The organism is Streptomyces sp. RPA4-2, from assembly GCF_012273515.2.
In the GTDB taxonomy this organism is placed as follows: domain Bacteria; phylum Actinomycetota; class Actinomycetes; order Streptomycetales; family Streptomycetaceae; genus Streptomyces; species Streptomyces kaempferi.
This window is the reverse complement of record NZ_CP050975.2, coordinates 6173668-6190530: the sequence shown is the minus strand read 5'-3', so window position 1 is coordinate 6190530 and position 16863 is coordinate 6173668. Positions and strand designations below refer to the sequence as shown.

Below are 16863 nucleotides of genomic sequence, written 5' to 3'. Positions count from 1 at the left end.
ACGACCGCGGCCCGCACCCTCCTCGGGTGCGGGCCGCGGTCGTGGGCGCCGGCAGACGGTGCGACAAGCCCTGACGGCGCGGCCGTGAACCCCGGTGAACAAGCGGCAAAGACCCGCCCGCTCAAGTAGCGCGGCCCTGGGGGCCGCCCTACCGTGGCCGCATGATCGAGCTCGAGGGGCTGACCAAGCGGTACGGCGAGAAGGTGGCGGTCGATCAGCTGTCCTTCGCCGTCAGACCCGGCATCGTGACGGGGTTCCTCGGGCCCAACGGCGCCGGCAAGTCCACCACCATGCGGATGATGCTCGGGCTCGACCGGCCCACCGCGGGTGACGTACGGATCGACGGACAGCACTACGACCACCTCAAGGACCCGCTGAAGTACATCGGCGCCCTGCTGGACGCCAAGGCCATGCACGGTGGCCGCACCGCCTTCAACCACCTTCTCTGCCTCGCGCAGAGCAACGGCATCCCGAGGGCGCGGGTGGACGAGGTCCTCGACACGGTGGGACTCACCGCGGTCGCGCGGAAGAAGGCCAAGGGCTTCTCGCTGGGCATGGGCCAACGGCTCGGCATCGCGGGCGCGCTGCTCGGCGATCCCCGGATCCTGATGTTCGACGAGCCGGTCAACGGCCTCGACCCCGAGGGCATCCACTGGATCCGCAATCTGATGAAGTCGCTGGCCTCGCAGGGGCGGACCGTGTTCGTGTCCAGTCACCTCATGAGCGAGATGGCGCTGACCGCCGACCACCTCGTCGTCATCGGCCAGGGCCGGCTGCTGGCCGACACCTCCATGGCCGACTTCATCCAGAACAACTCCCGGTCGTACGTCCGCATCCGCACCCCGCAGCGCGAGCGGCTGCTCGATGTGCTGCACGAGGCCGGGATCACCGTCGTCGAGAGCGGCGGCGGCGCCCTGGAGGTGGACGGCGGCAAGTCCGAGCAGATCGGTGAGCTGGCCGCGCGTCACCAGCTCGTACTGCACGAGCTGAGTCCCCAGCAGGCCTCCCTGGAGGAGGCTTTCATGCAGCTGACCGCGGAGTCGGTGGAATACCACGCGCACTCCGACACCCCGCCCCGCGAGTGGGGCGGCGACTGGCGGAAGGAATCCTGAGCATGGCGGCCTCCCAGGTCCTCAGGTCCGAGTGGACCAAGATCCGGTCCGTTGCCTCCACGGTCTGGACACTCGGCCTCGCCGCCGTCGTCACGATCGCGCTCGGCATCCTGATCTCACTGCTGTCCAAGAACGAGTTCGACAAGATGAACGCGAAGGACCGGCTCTCCTTCGACCCGACGTACATCAGCTTCGCCGGAATGAGTCTCGGTCAGCTCGCGATGATCGTGTTCGGGGTGCTCGTGGTCGGCAACGAGTACAGCACCGGCATGATCCGCACCTCGCTCGCCGCGGTCCCGCAGCGCGCCACGTTCCTCTTCAGCAAGGTCGCGGTGGCGACGGGGCTCGCCTTCGTGGTCGGCATCATCACCAGCTTCGTCGCGTTCTTCCTCGGGCAGGCGACGCTCGGCACGCACCGGGCGTCGATCGGCGACCACGGGGTGCTGCGCGCGGTGATCGGCGGCGGCCTGTACATGACGCTCATCGCGGTGTTCTCGATGGGTGTGGCGACGATGCTGCGCAGTCCGATGCTCTCGCTGGGCATCCTGATGCCGTTCTTCTTCCTGATCTCCAACATCCTCGGCGCGGTCTCCGCGACCAAGAAGATCGGCCGCTATCTGCCCGACCAGGCCGGCAGCAAGATCATGCGGGTGGTGACCCCGGTCGGCGACGACACCCCGTACGGGCCCTGGGGAGGCCTCGCGATCATGGTGCTGTGGGTGGTCGCTGCACTCCTGGGCGGCTACGCGCTGCTCAAGAGGCGGGACGCCTAGGGCGTGTTGCGAAAGTTCCGTCGTCCGCCCGGAGGGCGGGCCTCGCGGCGTCCGGTGCGTGCTCTGGGGGTCCCCCCGGCCGGAGGCTGGGGGAGCGCCGGGCGGAAGCCCGCGTACTGGACGTACTCGGGTTTTCGCCCGGTGCGGCGAGAGTGCGTGCCAGGCGTCGCGAGGCAGGCGGGACTTTCGCAACACGCCCTGGAGGACGCGCGAGCCGGGGACGGACGGCCGAGAGGCGTGCACGCGTTCAGTGAAGTTCAGAGAAGTTCAGGGAAGGGGACGCGTGGCGTCGCCGTCGTCGGACGGCGGCGCCTGGATCAGCCCGTCGAAGTCCGTCCAGCCCTCCCAGCGCCACACGTCCCTGTGGAGGTCGGGCTGCAACGGCACGAAACGGCCGAGTTCGAAGTCACCGGCCTCCAGGTCGAACCAGCGCTCGTCGGCGACCTCGGTGCCCAGGCCCACGGTCCGCGCCGTCAGCCGCACCAGCAGCTTCACCCCGTACGAACCGGCGAGGTCCTTTCCCTGGATGTGCCGGAACGGCAGCTCGGCCACCGGTGCCTGGACCGGTATCCACACCGTGAACGGCGCCCCGCGCTCGACCGCGAGCCAGTACCGCTCGTCGGCCGGCTCCCCCTGGGCGTCCAGGACCTTCAGCCACTGCTTGTAGATGACCAGGCTGCCGTCGTGCGGGGAGCGCTCCAGGTAGCGCAGATGGACACGGGCGCGCAGATCCACGACGGACAGGTTGTCGAAGCGGTTGTAGAAGCGGACGGCGATGATCGCGTCCTCGCTGGTCGCGTGCTGCCGCGAGTAGCCCGGGAAGTCGGCGGTCCAGGCGTGCGAGATGCTGGCCCGCTGCCGCCAGACGAACGGCCGCAGCGCGAACATCTTGATCAGCACGATGCCCAGCAGCACCGCGGGCACCAGGGCGCCGGTGACGGAGGCGACCGTGGCGAGCAGCTGGTGCGCGGTGCTGTCCGGCTCGGGCGACAGACTGTCCGTGCCGACGCTGGCCCGCAGCACCGCGAGGCTGAGGTCGAGCAGCCGCTCCCCGTTCGAGAACCGCTCCGCCATCGACCGCGCGGAGTGCTCGGTCAGCGTCCAGGCCGTCGCGATGACGACGGAGAGCCCGGCCAGCGCGCCGAGTGTCATCAGCAGCAACGCATGCACGGTACGTCCGGCGATCCACCAGCGAACGGACGTACGGAAGCGCGGATGCGTCCGGCCCCGCCCCGCCGCTCCCCTGGCGTCGGCCCCTTGCCCAGTGCGCCTCAACTTGCATCCCCCGTAACCGACTTCGCTCCCACTCGTAGAATGGGACGGCATGATTCCCGGTGTCCGTTCCGGCCAACCCTGCCGCGGCGGGCGAGAGCGGGCCCCGCTCCGGGTACATCTCGCGTGAAAGGCTGTGCCCGTATCGCGCGACCACCCCCGAAGGGCGTCACCGTGACGACGAAGGACCGAAGCCTCCAGGCGCTGGGCCTGGACGACGTGCCCGCCAAGCAGCCGCTCACCTATCCGGGCCGGCCCACCCCCGAGCCCTCCCTGCTGACCGGCGGCGAGCTGCTCCAGCTCGACGTACGGCCGCTGCGGCTCGGCGAGTGGTACGTGGAGGAGCGCCAGGCGCAGCAGCGGCTGGACGAGGCGCTGGCCGACCTCGGCCAGGCCGGGACCGGCAACCGCCACCCGGTGATCGCGGTCGGTTCGAACGCCTCTCCCGGCCAGGTCGCCCACAAGCTCACCCGGCTCGGCATCCCGGCGACCGTGCCGATGGTGCCGGTGCGGGTGCACGGCATCGGGGTGGGGTGCTCGGGGCACATCAGTCCGGCGGGTTACGTGGCGGGCACGCCGTACGTCGACCGGGGCGCCGCGACCACGCTGGTCGTCACCTGGCTGGACCCGACGCAGCTGAAGGCGGTCGACGACACCGAGTTCCCGGACTACCGGCGGGCGATACTGCCCGGCGACGCGTTCGAGATGACGATGCCGTCCGGGGAGCGGCTCGGCGGCGCGTACATCTACTTCAGCGCGCACGGGGTGCTGGCGGACCCGGCCACCGGACGGCCGCGGCCGGGCGGCGGGGACCAGGCGGAGCTGCTCGCCGCGCTGCTCGCCGGCTCCGGCCGGCTGCGGGAGCTGCTCGGGCCCGATCCGGCGGCCTGGGTGCGGCGGGCCGGGGCCGACCGCGCACTGCGTGAGCGGGGCACGCTCATCTTCGGCGAGGAGGGCTGGGTACTGCCGCAGACGGACTTCCTGCCGTACGTCGACGACGCGGCCGAACTGCGGCTGTACGACGACCTGCCGCCCCTGGACGACTCACTGCCGTCGCGGGGCTGAGGACGCGCCGGGGCCGAGGTGCGCGCGGCCGGCTCCGGGGTCCCCTTTCCGGCCTGACCTGGGACGACGGGTACCTGACAAGGGCCGAAGCCGGGACGAGCCCTCCCCGTCGATCCCTCCCACGCCTCTCCCCCGCGTGACCTGCACGGTTTTACTTTCTCTTGAGCGGAACCGTCAGCGCCCCGATATCCTCCTAAGCCTTACGGGGGCGTGCGCCCCGACGTCCTGAACCTTTCGATGGGTGCGGAGCATGATCGAGGCAGTCGGCCTGACGAAGCGCTACGGCGCCAAGACGGCCGTGTACAACCTTTCCTTCCAGGTGCGGCCGGGCGCCGTCACCGGCTTCCTCGGGCCCAACGGCTCCGGCAAGTCGACGACGATGCGGATGATCCTCGGCCTCGACAACCCCTCCTCGGGCCAGGTGACGATCGGCGGGTTCCCGTACCGCAAGCTGCCGAACGCGCCCCGCCAGGTCGGCGCGCTCCTCGACGCCAAGGCCGTGCACGGCGGCCGGCACGCCCGCAACCACCTGCTCTGCCTCGCCCAGCTGTCGGGCATCCCGGCCCGCCGGGTGGACGAGGTGCTCGGTGTGGTCGGTCTGCAGGACGTGGCCAGGAAGCGCTCCAAGGGCTTCTCGCTCGGCATGGGCCAGCGGCTCGGCATCGCCGCCGCGCTGCTCGGCGACCCGCAGGTGCTGCTCTTCGACGAACCGGTCAACGGCCTCGACCCCGAGGGCATCCTCTGGGTCCGCAACCTCATGAAGGCGCTCGCGGCGGAGGGCCGTACGGTCTTCGTCTCCTCGCACCTGATGAGCGAGATGGCGCTGACCGCCGACCACCTGATCGTGATCGGCCGCGGACAGCTGCTCGCCGACCAGAACATCAAGGACTTCATCTCGCACAACTCGGCCGACTTCGCCCGGGTCCGCACCCCGGACACGGAGCCGCAGCAGCGCGAGAAGCTGACGGCCGCGCTGACCGAGGCGGGCGGCCAGGTACTGCCCGAGCAGGACGGCGGCCTCCGGGTCACCGGGCTGCCGCTGCCCCGCATCAGCGACCTCGCGCACGGCGCCGACGTACGCCTGTGGGAGCTGTCGCCGCACCAGGCCTCGCTGGAGGAGGCGTACATGCGGATGACGCAGGGCGCCGTCGACTACCGCTCGACGATCGACCAGCGGGCCGGATTCCAGCAGGAGCCGCCGCCCGGCGCGATGGCGCCGCCACAGATACCGGTGCCGGGGCAGGGCCAGCCGGGCTGGTACGCACCGCCGCCGCCCCAGCAGGGCGGGCAGCCGTTCGCGATGCCGCAGGGAGCCCCCCAGACGGGCCCGTACGGCGCTCCGGGCGCCCCTGCCGCCGGGCAGGGTCCCTACGGCGCTCCGCCCGCTCCCGGCGGCGCTGACGCCAACCCGTACGCCCAGCCCGCGCCGCAGGCCCCCGCGCAGCCGTCCGCCGCGCCCGCCGCCCCCGACCTCACCAAGCCCGAGGACGCCCGATGAGCACGCCCCAGCCGCCGATGCCGCAGCCGACCGCCGCTGCCCCCCACTGGCAGGGGGCGCCCGGCACGTCGTACACGTCGCCGATCCCGATCACCCGCACCCACCTCGGGCACGCGCTCACCTCCGAGTGGACGAAGATCAGGTCGGTGCGCTCCACGCTGTGGACGCTCGGCATCTTCCTGCTCCTCGTGATCGGCATCGGCTTCCTGGTCGCCGCGCAGACCACGAACGAGGACTTCGGCGACGTGCCGTACACGATCCCGGCGTTCTTCGGCCTGATGCTCGGGCAGATCTGTCTGATCACGCTGGGCGTGCTGGTCGTCTCGTCCGAGTACGGCACCGGCATGATCCGTACGACGTTCACGGCCTCTCCGCAGCGGCACCGGGTGCTCGCCGCGAAGCTGATCATCTTCTTCGCGGCGGCCTTCGTCGTCTCGGCCTTCGCGATCGGGCTGGTCGGCCTGATCACCGAGGGGATGCACAGCGAACCGTCCCCGCTGCCGTGGGGCGGCACCGTCGTGATGGGCGCGCTGTACGTGTCGCTGCTCGGCGTCCTGGCGCTCGCGGTGGGCTCGATGCTGCGTCACTCGGCGGGCGCGATCACCACGATGCTCGGCGTCGTGCTGGTGCCCGCGATCATGCCGGCGTTCCTGATGATGTCCGAGAGCATGCGGACGCTCGGCGAGAAGATGCAGGAGTACAACGCCCCGAACGCCCTCGCCCGGATCTTCCAGCTCGACAGGGAGAGCGGCCACGGCGGCGCGCAGCTCGGCCTGCTCGCGGGAGTGACGGCGGCCGCCATCGTCGGCGCCTTCGTCCTCCTGGACCGCCGGGACGTGTGACGCCCCGGGCCCCACACGAACCTGAAGTCGCCTAGAACCTGGGCGCGTTACGGGACCGCTGCACCCGCGTGGTGCGGCGGTCCTTCGCGTTCCAGCAGGCCTTGTGCCAGTGACGGCGCTCGTCGACGCCCGAGTGCTCCGGCCAGGCCACCACGTGCGGGAGACCGGAGGGGATCATCTGGTCGCAGCCCGGGCAGCGGTAGGTCTTGCCCTGCGCGCTGGCGCCCGCCACATGACGCACGCTCCACTCCTCGCCCTGCCAGTTCTCCGTGGACTGCCAGCCGCCGTACCGCCCGGAGCGGTCGTCCTCCGCGCTCCGGGCGGAGGGGTCGGAACCCTTGGAACGGTTGCGACGCGGGGACACAGGACACCTCACGGAGCTGTACAGGGGGCAGGGACCTCGTCCAGCCTACGCGGCACCCACAGGGGTAGGCGTACCTCACAACCCGCTCAGATCGCCCTCCCGTCGGAGCATTCTGCAGACAATCCGGAAATCCCTCCGACAGGCCGTGTCTTCGGCACGTGTCGGACGGTTATGCCGGTCGGGGGAGCTCCGCGTCGGAGCCGAGGAAGCAGGAAGCACCATGCACGTTGGAAGTTTTGTACTGGCGGCCCAGTTCCCCGGACAGGGCCAGGGAGAGGCCCTGCACCGGGCGGTGCGGACGGCCGAGGTCGCGGAGGCCGCCGGGCTCGACGCGGTGTGGCTGGCGGAGCACCACTTCGTGCCGTACGGGACGTGCCCGTCGGCCGTCACCCTCGCCGCCCTGCTGCTCGGCCGCACCAACCGCATCCGCGTCGGCACCGCCGTGAGCGTACTGCCCACCGTCCACCCGGTGGCACTCGGCGAGCAGGCCGCGCTGCTCCACGTGACCTCCGGCGGCCGCTTCTCGCTGGGCGTGGGGCGCGGCGGCCCCTGGGTCGACCTGGAGGTCTTCGGCTCGGGCCTGGAGGCGTACGAGAAGGGGTTCCCCGAATCACTCGACCTGCTGATGCGCTGGCTGCGCGAACCGTCCGTGGAGGCCCACGGCGAGCGGTTCGCCTTCCGCGAGGTCCCCGTCGTCCCCCGGCCCTCGGAGACACTGAGCGGCTCCCCCGGTCCCGAGGTCGTGGTCGCCTGCACCTCACCGGCGAGTGTGCGGCTGGCCGCCGAGCGCGGACTGCCGATGCTCCTCGGCATGCACGTGGGTGACGAGGAGAAGGCCGAAATGGTGACCCTGTGGCGGCAGTACGCGCGTGTGGCGGGCCGCCCCGCGGACGAGATCCGCGCCGCGGCCCATGTGTCCGCCGGCGTCTGCCAGATCGCGGACCGCCGTACCGACGCGGTGGAGGCGCTCCTCAAGGCGATGCCGGGCTGGTTGAAGCAGGGGCTGGACGCGCATGTCACGGTCGACGGCCGCGCGCGCTCGATGCGGGACCCGCACGCGTACACCGAACTGCTCTGCGGGCTGCACCCGGTGGGCACCCCCCGGCTGTGCGCGGACCGGCTCGCGGCGACCTCGGAGCGGACCGGCATCTCCCGCTTCGCCCTGCTCGTCGAGGGCTCGGGCGATCTGGCGGCGACGGAGGAGAACGTGCGCAGGCTCGGCGCCGAGGTGCTCCCCCACCTCGGCTGAGCCCCGCACGCGGGAAGCTTGCCGCCCCGGTACAGAGCACCTCCCGCGTACGGAGCGGCAAGCAGTGCGGCATCAAGGCGTCAGCAGTCGCGGAACTCCGGCGACTGGTTCAGCAACTGACTGCGCACCGAGGTGAAGCGTGCCAGTGTGTCGTCCACTGAGGCGTCCAGTGGGAACACCGCCACCCGGTGGCAGTTCTGGAAAGCCAGCCGCACACCGAAGTGCCGCTGCAGCGCGCCGCGTATCGCGTCACTCGCGAGCGCACGCAGCAGCTGGCCACGTGCCTGCTCGTCCGGCGGAGGCGTCTGGTTGTCGGCGAAGTTGCCGCCGTCCACCTTCAGCTGAGCCACCAGGGAGCTGATCATCTCCCATGCGTAGGGCAGGGAGGTCCGGACGCAGTCGACGAATTCAGCTTCGTCGACCTCGCCTCGCTCGGCCTTTTCGAGTAGGGCCGGTGAGACGTCGAGCGACATGGGTTCTCCTCTCGCACCCCCAGAGCGCGGGGGTTGCCGGACAGATGAGGGAACTCGCGATCTCCAACACGCTGAGTACACGCATCGCGACCTCCCGTTTATACGGTAAGCAACGGACCGTGACGGCACCAGGAGAATGCGCACATAGTGAACTCCCACTAGGCACACAATCAGCCACCACCGAACAGGCGTCTTCCAGGGCGAATCGCGTCGACCTGTGCCCGTCGAGTAGCGTTGCCGACCATGCGTCTCGTCATTGCCCGCTGCTCCGTTGACTACGCGGGCCGGCTCACCGCCCATCTCCCGTCGGCCCCCCGCCTCATCCTGGTGAAGGCGGACGGCAGCGTCTCGATCCACGCGGACGACCGCGCCTACAAGCCCCTCAACTGGATGTCGCCGCCGTGCACCCTGAAGGAGGGCGCGGGCGAGGAGGAGGGCGTCTGGACCGTCATCAACAAGGCGGGCGAGAAACTCATCATCACGATGGAGGAGATCCTGCACGACTCCTCGCACGAACTCGGCGTGGATCCCGGCCTGATCAAGGACGGCGTGGAAGCGCACCTCCAGGAGCTCCTCGCGGACCGCATCGACACGCTCGGCGAGGGCTACACGCTCATCCGCCGCGAGTACATGACGGCCATCGGACCCGTCGACATCCTGTGCCGCGACGCCGAGGGCGGGACCGTCGCCATCGAGATCAAGCGGCGCGGCGAGATCGACGGCGTGGAGCAGCTCACCCGCTACCTCGAACTCCTCAACCGCGACCCGCACCTCGCGCCGGTCCGCGGCATCTTCGCCGCCCAGGAGATCAAGCCGCAGGCCCGCGTCCTCGCCACGGACCGCGGCATCGGCTGCACGGTCCTGGACTACAACGCGCTGCGCGGCATCGAGGACGACAAACTGCGCCTGTTCTGACGCACACCGCCGCGACGCGCACGAGCGCACAGCGGAGAGGGCCGGGTCCGCGAACGGACCCGGCCCTCTCCGCTGTGCCCGGTCTCAGATCACCGCGCCACTCGGGGCTCCGGCGCCGCCGCTCTCCGGAACACCCGCGGAACCGCTCTCCGGAGCGCCGACGGTGGCGCTGCTCGCGGGTGCGCCGGGGCCGCCCGCGGTGTCGGTGGTGGACGGCTCCGTCGACGGACTGGAGGTGTCGGAGGGCGGCGGCGATGAGGGAGCCGTCGACGACTTCGACGGAGAAGGACTCGTCGACGGCCTCGACGGGGACGACGACGGCTTGGTGGTCGGCGGCTTCGAGGTCGGCTTGGACGGCGACTTCGACGGCCCGCTGCCCGACCCGTGCGTTCCGCTCGGATCGTCCGACGGCTTCCCGTCGGCCGGCGGCGTCGGGTCGTCCGAGGTCCCGTACGTGCCGTCGGGGCCGGGATCGGTCGGCGTGCTCACCACGCCCGAGCCGCTCCCGTCGTCGTCCCCGCCCTTCTTCGGCTTGTCCGCGCCGAGACTGTCGTCGTCGGAGCCCTGACTCGCCGACGGATTGACGCCGACCCTCTCGGACGGGGTGTCGCTGTTGTTGTTCGAGGTCGCGCCGAGCGTCACCACCGTGCCCAGCACGGCCACCAGGAGCGCACCCGCGCCCGCCGCGACCAGATTGCGCCGGGTACCGCTGACCAGACGCCCGGCGACCCCGACGTGCTTGTCCGGACCCGGCTGCGCCCGATGGGTGATCAGCGTCGAGGGCTCGCCGTACGAATCGGACAGCGTCACCGCGGGGAACGCGGCCGGTACGCCACCGGGCGGCGAGGCGGACTCCTCGTGCCGCGCGTCGGACACCTCCTCGCCCGCCGTCGCGAGGGCGCCGGGCAGGACCTCCCCGGAGCGGTCGGCGACCAGTGCGAGGGCGCGGCGGCCCGCCACGGTGCCCCGTTTGTCGGCGAGGGCGCCACGCAGCCCGATGGAGGCCTCGAGCTCGGCGCGGGCCCGGTCCAGCTGTCCGCCGCAGAGCGCGAGAATGCCCAACTCATGGTGGAAGTAGGCCTGTTCGCCAACCTCTCCGGCGAGCTGGGAGGCCTCGGCGCCGGCCCGCAGGGCCCGCTCCCAGGCGCTCCAGTGCAGCCCGGCGGCGAACGCGGGCGCGGCCGTGCGGGCCAGCAGCACGGCGGGGTTCTCGTCCTGCTCGTCGGCCGGGGCCGTGCTGAGCGGGACCAGCACCCCGAGCGCGGCGAGCACCGCGTCGGCCTCGGCGCAGACCCGTTCCGGGGTGACCGAGGGGTGTCCGGCCCACCAGGTGTAGTGCTGGGCCGCGGCGCCGGCCTGCTCCTCGATGTCGTCGGCGTATCCGGCGGTCTCCAGCTGGGCCTGCACACCGGCCGCCAGCCGGTAGCGGGAGCCGACCGGGGAGACCAGCGAGCAGCTCGCCAGTTCGGCGAGTGCGGCATCGGCGTGGGTGTCGCCCATGAGGGCGGGCAGATGCGCCTGGTGCGGCACCTCGCCCCCCAGAGCGACGGCGAACCGCAGGGTGGCGCGGGCCGACTCGCTGAGCCGGGACGCGAGCAGCGAGGCGGGTGCGGCGCCCTCGGCGAGCGAGGGCAGCGGTATCGCGGTGCCCTCGTCCTCGTCCACGGGCGCGTCCACCGGGGCGTCCTCGAGGTAGCCGTACGCGTCGAAGGCGCTCGGGTCGACGCTCAGCTGGTCGCGCTGCCGCAGCAGGGCGCCGGCCTGCATGAAGCGCAGCGGAAGTCCCTCGGACTCGAACCAGAGGTCGCCCGCCCAGTTCGACTCCTCCTCGGTCAGCGCGCGTCCGACGGCCCGCTCCAGCAGTTCGAGGCCGCCGGCCCGCGCGAGGCCGCCGAGGTGCACCTCCTCGAGGAGGGAGCCGGCGGACGGCGCGGGGACGTCGGGGGTCGCGGCGACGAGGAAGGCGCACTCGGGTGTGGCCTCGAGCAGCTCGTCCAGCGCCGCGCCGCCGATCTCCGCGTCGTCGAGGACGACGACCGCGCCGATCGCGTGGACGAGGTCGCTCAGCTCGTCCCGTTCCGGCCGGTGCAGGGGCGCGCGGTACACGGCGGCGAAGAGGTCGTGCAGGAGGTCGTTCGCGCCGCGCCGGTAGCCGGAGAGACGGACGACGCCGTCGGGCGCGAGGTCCGCGCAGTCCTCGGCGACGGCCTCGAGCAGGCTGGTGCGGCCGGAGCCGGCCGGGCCGGTGAGGCGTACGGAGCGCCCGCGCGCCAGCAGGCGGACCAGCTTCTCGCGCTCCTCCTGGCGCTCCAGGAGCGGCAGTCGGGGCTGGGCCGGTCCCGCCGGTACGGGCGGCTGGGAGGCGCGGTTCAGTTCGGCGCGCTCCACGGCGGTGAACTTCACGGGCCGCTGCGGACGCTCGTCCGGCGGGCAGGTCTTTATCTCGCTGCCGTCGACGGGATTGACGGTGAGCAGGAAGTCGCCGGAGACCAGCTGGACGGTACGGGCCAGTGCGGGCGTGTACTGCCCCAGGTCCGCGGTGAGCGGATCGCGTGGCGGGCGCGGGCGAGGCGCCTGGCCGTCGTCGTCATGGACGTACTCTTCGGATCCCCGGTTGGTCGGGTCCATGTTCCAAGCCCCCCAAAAGCGTCGTGTGCCGAGCCCCTCCCGGCCTGGCTGCACACCGCGCTGTCGCTTCTGGTCCGGTGCCCGCTCTCAGGGTTTCGGGCGGCGGGCAGCCGAACCCTAAACCTTCGCACAGTATCCAGGAACAGCCGGGGTACCGCGCCGCCCGAGACGTCACAGCTTCATGAGGATTGCGCGCGTCGTACGTTTCGTACGCCGCTCAGGTGGTACGTCGCTCAGGCCGCGTACGCCGGGGCGCGCCCGGCCGGCTCCGTGGGAAGGGCCGCGAGCGGGTCACACACGGGGCAGCGACTCGACCCCGATGCCGCCCTCGATCGCGAGGATCCGGTGCAGCCGGGTGGCCACCAGCAGACGCTGCATCTGCGGGGGCACGCCGCGCAGCACGAGCCGTCGGCCGCACCGCCCGGCCCGTCGGTGGGCGCCCATGATGACACCGAGCCCGGTGGCGTCCCAGGAGTCCAGCTCGGACAGGTCGAGCACCAGGTCGCCGGCTCCGTCGTCGACGGCCGAGTGCAGGACCGTACGGGCGTCCGCCGCGCTGCGTACGTCGAGGCGGCCCCCGACGACCACCTCGGCGTGGTCGCCCCTGATGTACATATGCGCTCCCCGGGAGTGCGTCTCGTACGCTGCGTCAGCCTGCGTCTTCCGTGTGCACCGTCTGACTGCCCTGAGGGCTCAGAGGTTGCCGTCTGTAAGCGAACCGATACCGAATTCACCTCATGGGGTGATGCTCCAGAGGCGCACGCGATGTCAGTGCTTGTAGAAGCCCTGCCCGCTCTTGCGCCCGATGTCACCGGCGTCAACCATCCGGCGCATCAGCTCCGGCGGGGCGAACTTCTCGTCCTGGGTCTCGGTGTAGATGTTGCCGGTGGCGTGCAGCAGGATGTCGACGCCGGTCAGGTCGGCCGTGGCGAGCGGTCCCATGGCGTGTCCGAAGCCCAGCTTGCAGGCGAGGTCGATGTCCTCGGCGCTCGCCACGCCGGACTCGTACAGCTTGGTCGCCTCGACGACGAGAGCCGAGATGAGACGGGTCGTCACGAAGCCGGCCACGTCACGGTTGACGACGATGCAGGTCTTGCCGACGGACTCGGCGAACTCCTTCGCGGTGGCGAGGGTCTCGTCGCTCGTCTTGTATCCGCGCACCAGTTCGCACAGCTGCATCATCGGCACCGGCGAGAAGAAGTGGACACCGACGACCCGCTCCGGGTGCTCGGTGGCCGCCGCGATCTTGGTGATCGGGATCGCGGAGGTGTTGGAGGCGAGTACGGCGTCGGGACGGACGATCCTGTCCAGGGTCCGGAAGATCTCGTGCTTGACCTCGAGCTTCTCGAACACCGCCTCGACCACGACGTCCGCGTCTGCGGCGGCGTCGAGGTCGGTGGTCGCGGTGATCCGGCCGAGCGCGGCGTCGGCGTCGTGCGCCTCCAGCCTGCCCTTGCTCACGAACCTGTCGTAGGAGGCCTTGATACCGTCCGTGCCACGCTTCAGCGCCTCGTCGGTGACGTCGCGCAGGACGACGTCCCAGCCCGCCTGCGCGGACACCTGGGCGATGCCGGACCCCATCAGGCCGGCTCCGATGACGGCGAGCTTCCGTGCCACTGTGCGACTCCCCTGACGCGCTGTATATGTCTGCCTCTCGGGCGGACACTAGCGCTCGTGAGGGCCCCTGTGACCGGTAAGTAATGCGCGTCACGTCTCATCTGACGGACATCACACCGGATGGCTCACCCCGCGTCGCGTACCCCGTAGTTGAGCGCCTTCTCGCCCAACAGGTCCTGCGTCCGGCCGGGGAGGACGACCGCCTCGCGTGACACTTCGTCCGGATTGCGGCCGGGCCCCGCATGCCGCTGCGCCGTCCGGTGGACACGGGGGAGACCGGTGCGCGGGCGTCCGCGCACCGGTCACGGGCCGTACGGCGCCGCGGTCGCCGCCGTCCCCGCGGCGCCCGCCGTGACGGTGGGCACACGTGCGCACCGGAAGGCCGGGGCGTAACTACGCTGACCCCATGGTCAATCTGACGCGCATCTACACCAGGACCGGCGACCAGGGCAGCACCGCCCTCGGGGACATGAGCCGGGTCTCCAAGACCGATCTGCGGATCTCGGCGTACGCGGACGCCAACGAGGCGAACGCGGTGCTCGGTACGGCGATCACGCTCGGCGGGCTCGACGAGGACGTCGTCACCGTCCTCACCCGTGTGCAGAACGACCTGTTCGACGTGGGGGCCGACCTGTCGACCCCCGTGGCCGAGAACCCCGCGTACCCGCCCCTGCGCGTCGAGCAGTTCTACATCGACCGGCTGGAGGCGGACTGCGACCGCTTCAACGACGAACTGGAGAAGCTGCGCTCCTTCATCCTGCCCGGCGGCACACCCGGCGCGGCGCTGCTGCACCAGGCGTGCACGGTGGTGCGGCGGGCCGAGCGCTCGACGTGGGCCGCTCTCGAGGTGCACGGCGAGCTCATGAACCCGCTGACCGCCACCTATCTCAACCGCCTCTCGGACCTGCTCTTCATCCTGGCGCGGACGGCGAACAAGGCGACCGGCGACGTCCTGTGGGTGCCCGGCGGGGAGCGCTGACCCGCAGCGGCCCGGGAGCGTCCGGGCCCGGCGGCTGATCGCCGGGCCCAAGCCGCCGTTCTTGCTGGGGAGTTGAGGCCTCGGCACAGTGCTGCGTTCACTGGTCCAGACCTATTGACCTATGGTCCAGACCTTTCTATTCTCACCGCACTGCGCTCAGTCATGCCCACGACACCCCCGAGGAGAGGCATCATGCGCTTCCGGCACAGAGCCCGACAGAAAACCGTGGCAGGTCTCACCACCCTGCTCCTCCCCCTCGCCGCCCTCGTCGGCCTCGCGAGCCCCGCCCATGCGGCCACCTCGGCCACCGCCACCTACACCAAGACCCAGGACTGGGGTACGGGCTTCGGCGGACAGTGGACCGTCAAGAACACCGGCACCACCGCCATCAGCTCCTGGACGATCAACTGGGACTTCCCCTCCGGGACGTCCGTCACCTCGGCCTGGGACGCGGACGTCACCAGCTCCGGCACCCACTGGACCGCCAAGAACAAGTCCTACAACGGCACCCTCGCCGCAGGCGCCTCCGTCTCCTTCGGCTTCAACGGCGCCGGCTCCGGCTCCCCCTCCAACTGCACGCTGAACGGCGGCAGTTGTGACGGCGGAACCTCCGTCCCCGGTGACAACCCGCCCTCCGCGCCCGGCACTCCCACCGCCTCCTCCCTCACCGACACCTCGGTGAAGCTCTCCTGGAGTGCGGCCACCGACGACAAGGGCATCAAGAACTACGACGTCCTGCGCGGCGGCGCCAAGGTCGCCACCGTGACCGGTACGACCTACACGGACACCGGCCTGACCGCCGGCACCGACTACTCGTACACCGTCCAGGCCCGTGACACCGCCGACCAGACCGGTCCGGTGGGCGGCGCCGTCTCGGTGCACACCACCGGCGGCACCACCACCCCGCCGCCCACCGGCAACGCCGTCAAGCTCGGCTACTTCACCGAGTGGGGCATCTACGGCCGCAACTACAACGTCAAGAACCTGGTGACGTCGGGCTCGGCCGCCAAGATCACGCACATCAACTACGCCTTCGGCAACGTCACCAACGGCCAGTGCGCGATCGGCGACTCCTACGCCGACTACGACAAGGCCTTCACCGCCGACCAGTCGGTCAGCGGCGTCGCCGACACCTGGGACCAGCCACTGCGCGGCAACTTCAACCAGCTGCGCGAGCTGAAGGCCAAGTACCCGAACATCAAGATCCTCTGGTCCTTCGGCGGCTGGACGTGGTCCGGCGGCTTCGCCCAGGCCGCCGCCAACCCGGCCGCCTTCGCGCAGTCCTGCTACAACCTCGTCGAGGACCCGCGCTGGGCCGACGTCTTCGACGGCATCGACATCGACTGGGAGTACCCGAACGCCTGCGGTCTGTCCTGTGACACCAGCGGCGCCGCGGCCTACAAGAACCTGATGCAGGCCCTGCGCGCCAAGTTCGGCACGGGCAACCTGGTCACCGCGGCCACCACGGCCGACGGCACCTCCGGCGGCAAGATCGACGCCGCCGACTACGCGGGCGCCTCGCAGTACGTCAACTGGTACAACGTGATGACGTACGACTTCTTCGGCGCGTTCGCCGCACAGGGCCCGACCGCCCCGCACTCCCCGCTCACCTCGTACACCGGCATCCCGACGCCCGGTTTCACCACCGCCGACGCGATCGCCAAGTTCAAGTCGAAGGGCGTGCCCGCGAGCAAGCTGCTGATCGGCATCGGCTTCTACGGCCGCGGCTGGACGGGCGTCACCCAGGACGCACCGGGCGGCACGGCAACCGGACCCGCGCCGGGCACGTACGAGCAGGGCATCGAGGACTACAAGGTCCTCAAGACGTCCTGCCCGGCCACCGGCACGGTCGCCGGAACCGCGTACGCGCACTGCGGCAGCAACTGGTGGAGCTACGACACCCCCGCCACCATCGGCACGAAGATGGCGTGGGCCAGGACCCAGGGTCTGGGCGGCGCGTTCTTCTGGGACTTCAGCGGCGACACCAGCAACGGTGAACTGGTCAGCGCCGTCAACACCGGCCTGAGCTGACCCCGCACCACCCCGCACAGCCGCCGCGGGCGGACCTCCGGGTCC

15 protein-coding genes are annotated in these 16863 nt (G+C 71.1%); 9 read left to right on the top strand and 6 right to left on the bottom strand.

Annotated elements, in window-relative coordinates; genetic code table 11:
• Positions 1 to 161: 161 nt before the first annotated feature.
• Together HEP85_RS27275 and HEP85_RS27270 are read left to right on the top strand one after the other, a co-directional pair.
• Entirely contained in the window at positions 162 to 1112 is a 951-nt protein-coding gene (locus HEP85_RS27275; protein ID WP_168530280.1) for an ABC transporter ATP-binding protein, read from the top strand.
• 2 nt (positions 1113 to 1114) lie between these two features.
• Positions 1115 to 1885 (top strand): ABC transporter permease, encoded by a 771-nt coding sequence (locus tag HEP85_RS27270; protein WP_168530279.1) that lies wholly within the window; start codon positions 1115 to 1117, stop codon positions 1883 to 1885.
• Positions 1886 to 2152: 267 nt separating this feature from the next.
• Here the strand turns inward: HEP85_RS27270 and HEP85_RS27265 are convergent, their stop codons facing one another.
• Positions 2153 to 3046 carry a hypothetical protein gene (locus HEP85_RS27265; RefSeq protein WP_168530278.1) on the bottom strand — a complete coding sequence of 298 codons (894 nt, stop codon included), beginning with the start codon at positions 3044 to 3046 and terminating at the stop codon, positions 2153 to 2155.
• Positions 3047 to 3331: 285 nt separating this feature from the next.
• On the opposite strand from HEP85_RS27265, the gene HEP85_RS27260 reads away from it, so the two are divergent.
• The 3 genes from HEP85_RS27260 (at position 3332) to HEP85_RS27250 (ending at position 6562) form a co-directional block, all read left to right on the top strand.
• Positions 3332 to 4222, top strand: a complete 891-nt coding sequence (locus HEP85_RS27260) for a hypothetical protein (protein WP_329290476.1) — start codon at positions 3332 to 3334, stop codon at positions 4220 to 4222.
• 250 nt (positions 4223 to 4472) lie between these two features.
• Positions 4473 to 5720: an ABC transporter ATP-binding protein gene (locus tag HEP85_RS27255; RefSeq protein WP_168530277.1), complete on the top strand. Its 1248-nt coding sequence runs from the start codon at positions 4473 to 4475 to the stop codon at positions 5718 to 5720.
• 17 nt (positions 5721 to 5737) lie between these two features.
• Positions 5738 to 6562: an ABC transporter permease subunit gene (locus HEP85_RS27250; RefSeq protein ID WP_168534065.1), complete on the top strand. Its 825-nt coding sequence runs from the start codon at positions 5738 to 5740 to the stop codon at positions 6560 to 6562.
• A gap of 31 nt (positions 6563 to 6593) precedes the next feature.
• On the opposite strand, the gene HEP85_RS27245 is transcribed toward HEP85_RS27250, so the two are convergent.
• Positions 6594 to 6926: an ATP/GTP-binding protein gene (locus HEP85_RS27245; protein WP_168530276.1), complete on the bottom strand. Its 333-nt coding sequence runs from the start codon at positions 6924 to 6926 to the stop codon at positions 6594 to 6596.
• 220 nt (positions 6927 to 7146) lie between these two features.
• On the opposite strand from HEP85_RS27245, the gene HEP85_RS27240 reads away from it, so the two are divergent.
• Complete coding sequence (locus tag HEP85_RS27240) at positions 7147 to 8175, top strand: LLM class flavin-dependent oxidoreductase (RefSeq protein ID WP_168530275.1); 1029 nt, start codon at positions 7147 to 7149, stop codon at positions 8173 to 8175.
• Positions 8176 to 8255: 80 nt separating this feature from the next.
• Here the strand turns inward: HEP85_RS27240 and HEP85_RS27235 are convergent, their stop codons facing one another.
• A complete protein-coding gene (locus HEP85_RS27235; protein ID WP_101400700.1) occupies positions 8256 to 8648 on the bottom strand; it encodes an SCO5389 family protein in 393 nt (130 codons plus the stop codon).
• A 243-nt stretch (positions 8649 to 8891) separates the two neighbouring features.
• Here HEP85_RS27235 and nucS point away from each other — a divergent pair, with 243 nt between their 5' ends.
• On the top strand, positions 8892 to 9563 hold the full coding sequence (gene nucS, locus HEP85_RS27230; RefSeq protein WP_194280581.1) for an endonuclease NucS: 672 nt from the start codon (positions 8892 to 8894) through the stop codon (positions 9561 to 9563).
• 84 nt (positions 9564 to 9647) lie between these two features.
• Here the strand turns inward: nucS and HEP85_RS27225 are convergent, their stop codons facing one another.
• The 3 genes from HEP85_RS27225 to HEP85_RS27215 all read right to left on the bottom strand — a co-directional run bounded on the left by HEP85_RS27225 (position 9648) and on the right by HEP85_RS27215 (position 13808).
• A complete protein-coding gene (locus HEP85_RS27225; RefSeq protein ID WP_369657857.1) occupies positions 9648 to 12191 on the bottom strand; it encodes an ATP-binding protein in 2544 nt (847 codons plus the stop codon).
• A 291-nt stretch (positions 12192 to 12482) separates the two neighbouring features.
• Entirely contained in the window at positions 12483 to 12806 is a 324-nt protein-coding gene (locus HEP85_RS27220; RefSeq protein WP_168530273.1) for an STAS domain-containing protein, read from the bottom strand.
• A gap of 153 nt (positions 12807 to 12959) precedes the next feature.
• Complete coding sequence (locus HEP85_RS27215) at positions 12960 to 13808, bottom strand: 3-hydroxyacyl-CoA dehydrogenase family protein (protein ID WP_168530272.1); 849 nt, start codon at positions 13806 to 13808, stop codon at positions 12960 to 12962.
• Between the two features lie 406 nt (positions 13809 to 14214).
• On the opposite strand from HEP85_RS27215, the gene HEP85_RS27210 reads away from it, so the two are divergent.
• Both HEP85_RS27210 and HEP85_RS27205 read left to right on the top strand, forming a co-directional pair.
• Positions 14215 to 14787, top strand: coding sequence for a cob(I)yrinic acid a,c-diamide adenosyltransferase (locus HEP85_RS27210; RefSeq protein ID WP_168530271.1), 573 nt, complete (start codon positions 14215 to 14217; stop codon positions 14785 to 14787).
• Positions 14788 to 14979: 192 nt separating this feature from the next.
• Positions 14980 to 16818: a glycoside hydrolase family 18 chitinase gene (locus tag HEP85_RS27205; RefSeq protein ID WP_168530270.1), complete on the top strand. Its 1839-nt coding sequence runs from the start codon at positions 14980 to 14982 to the stop codon at positions 16816 to 16818.
• The last annotated feature ends 45 nt before the right edge of the window (positions 16819 to 16863 follow it).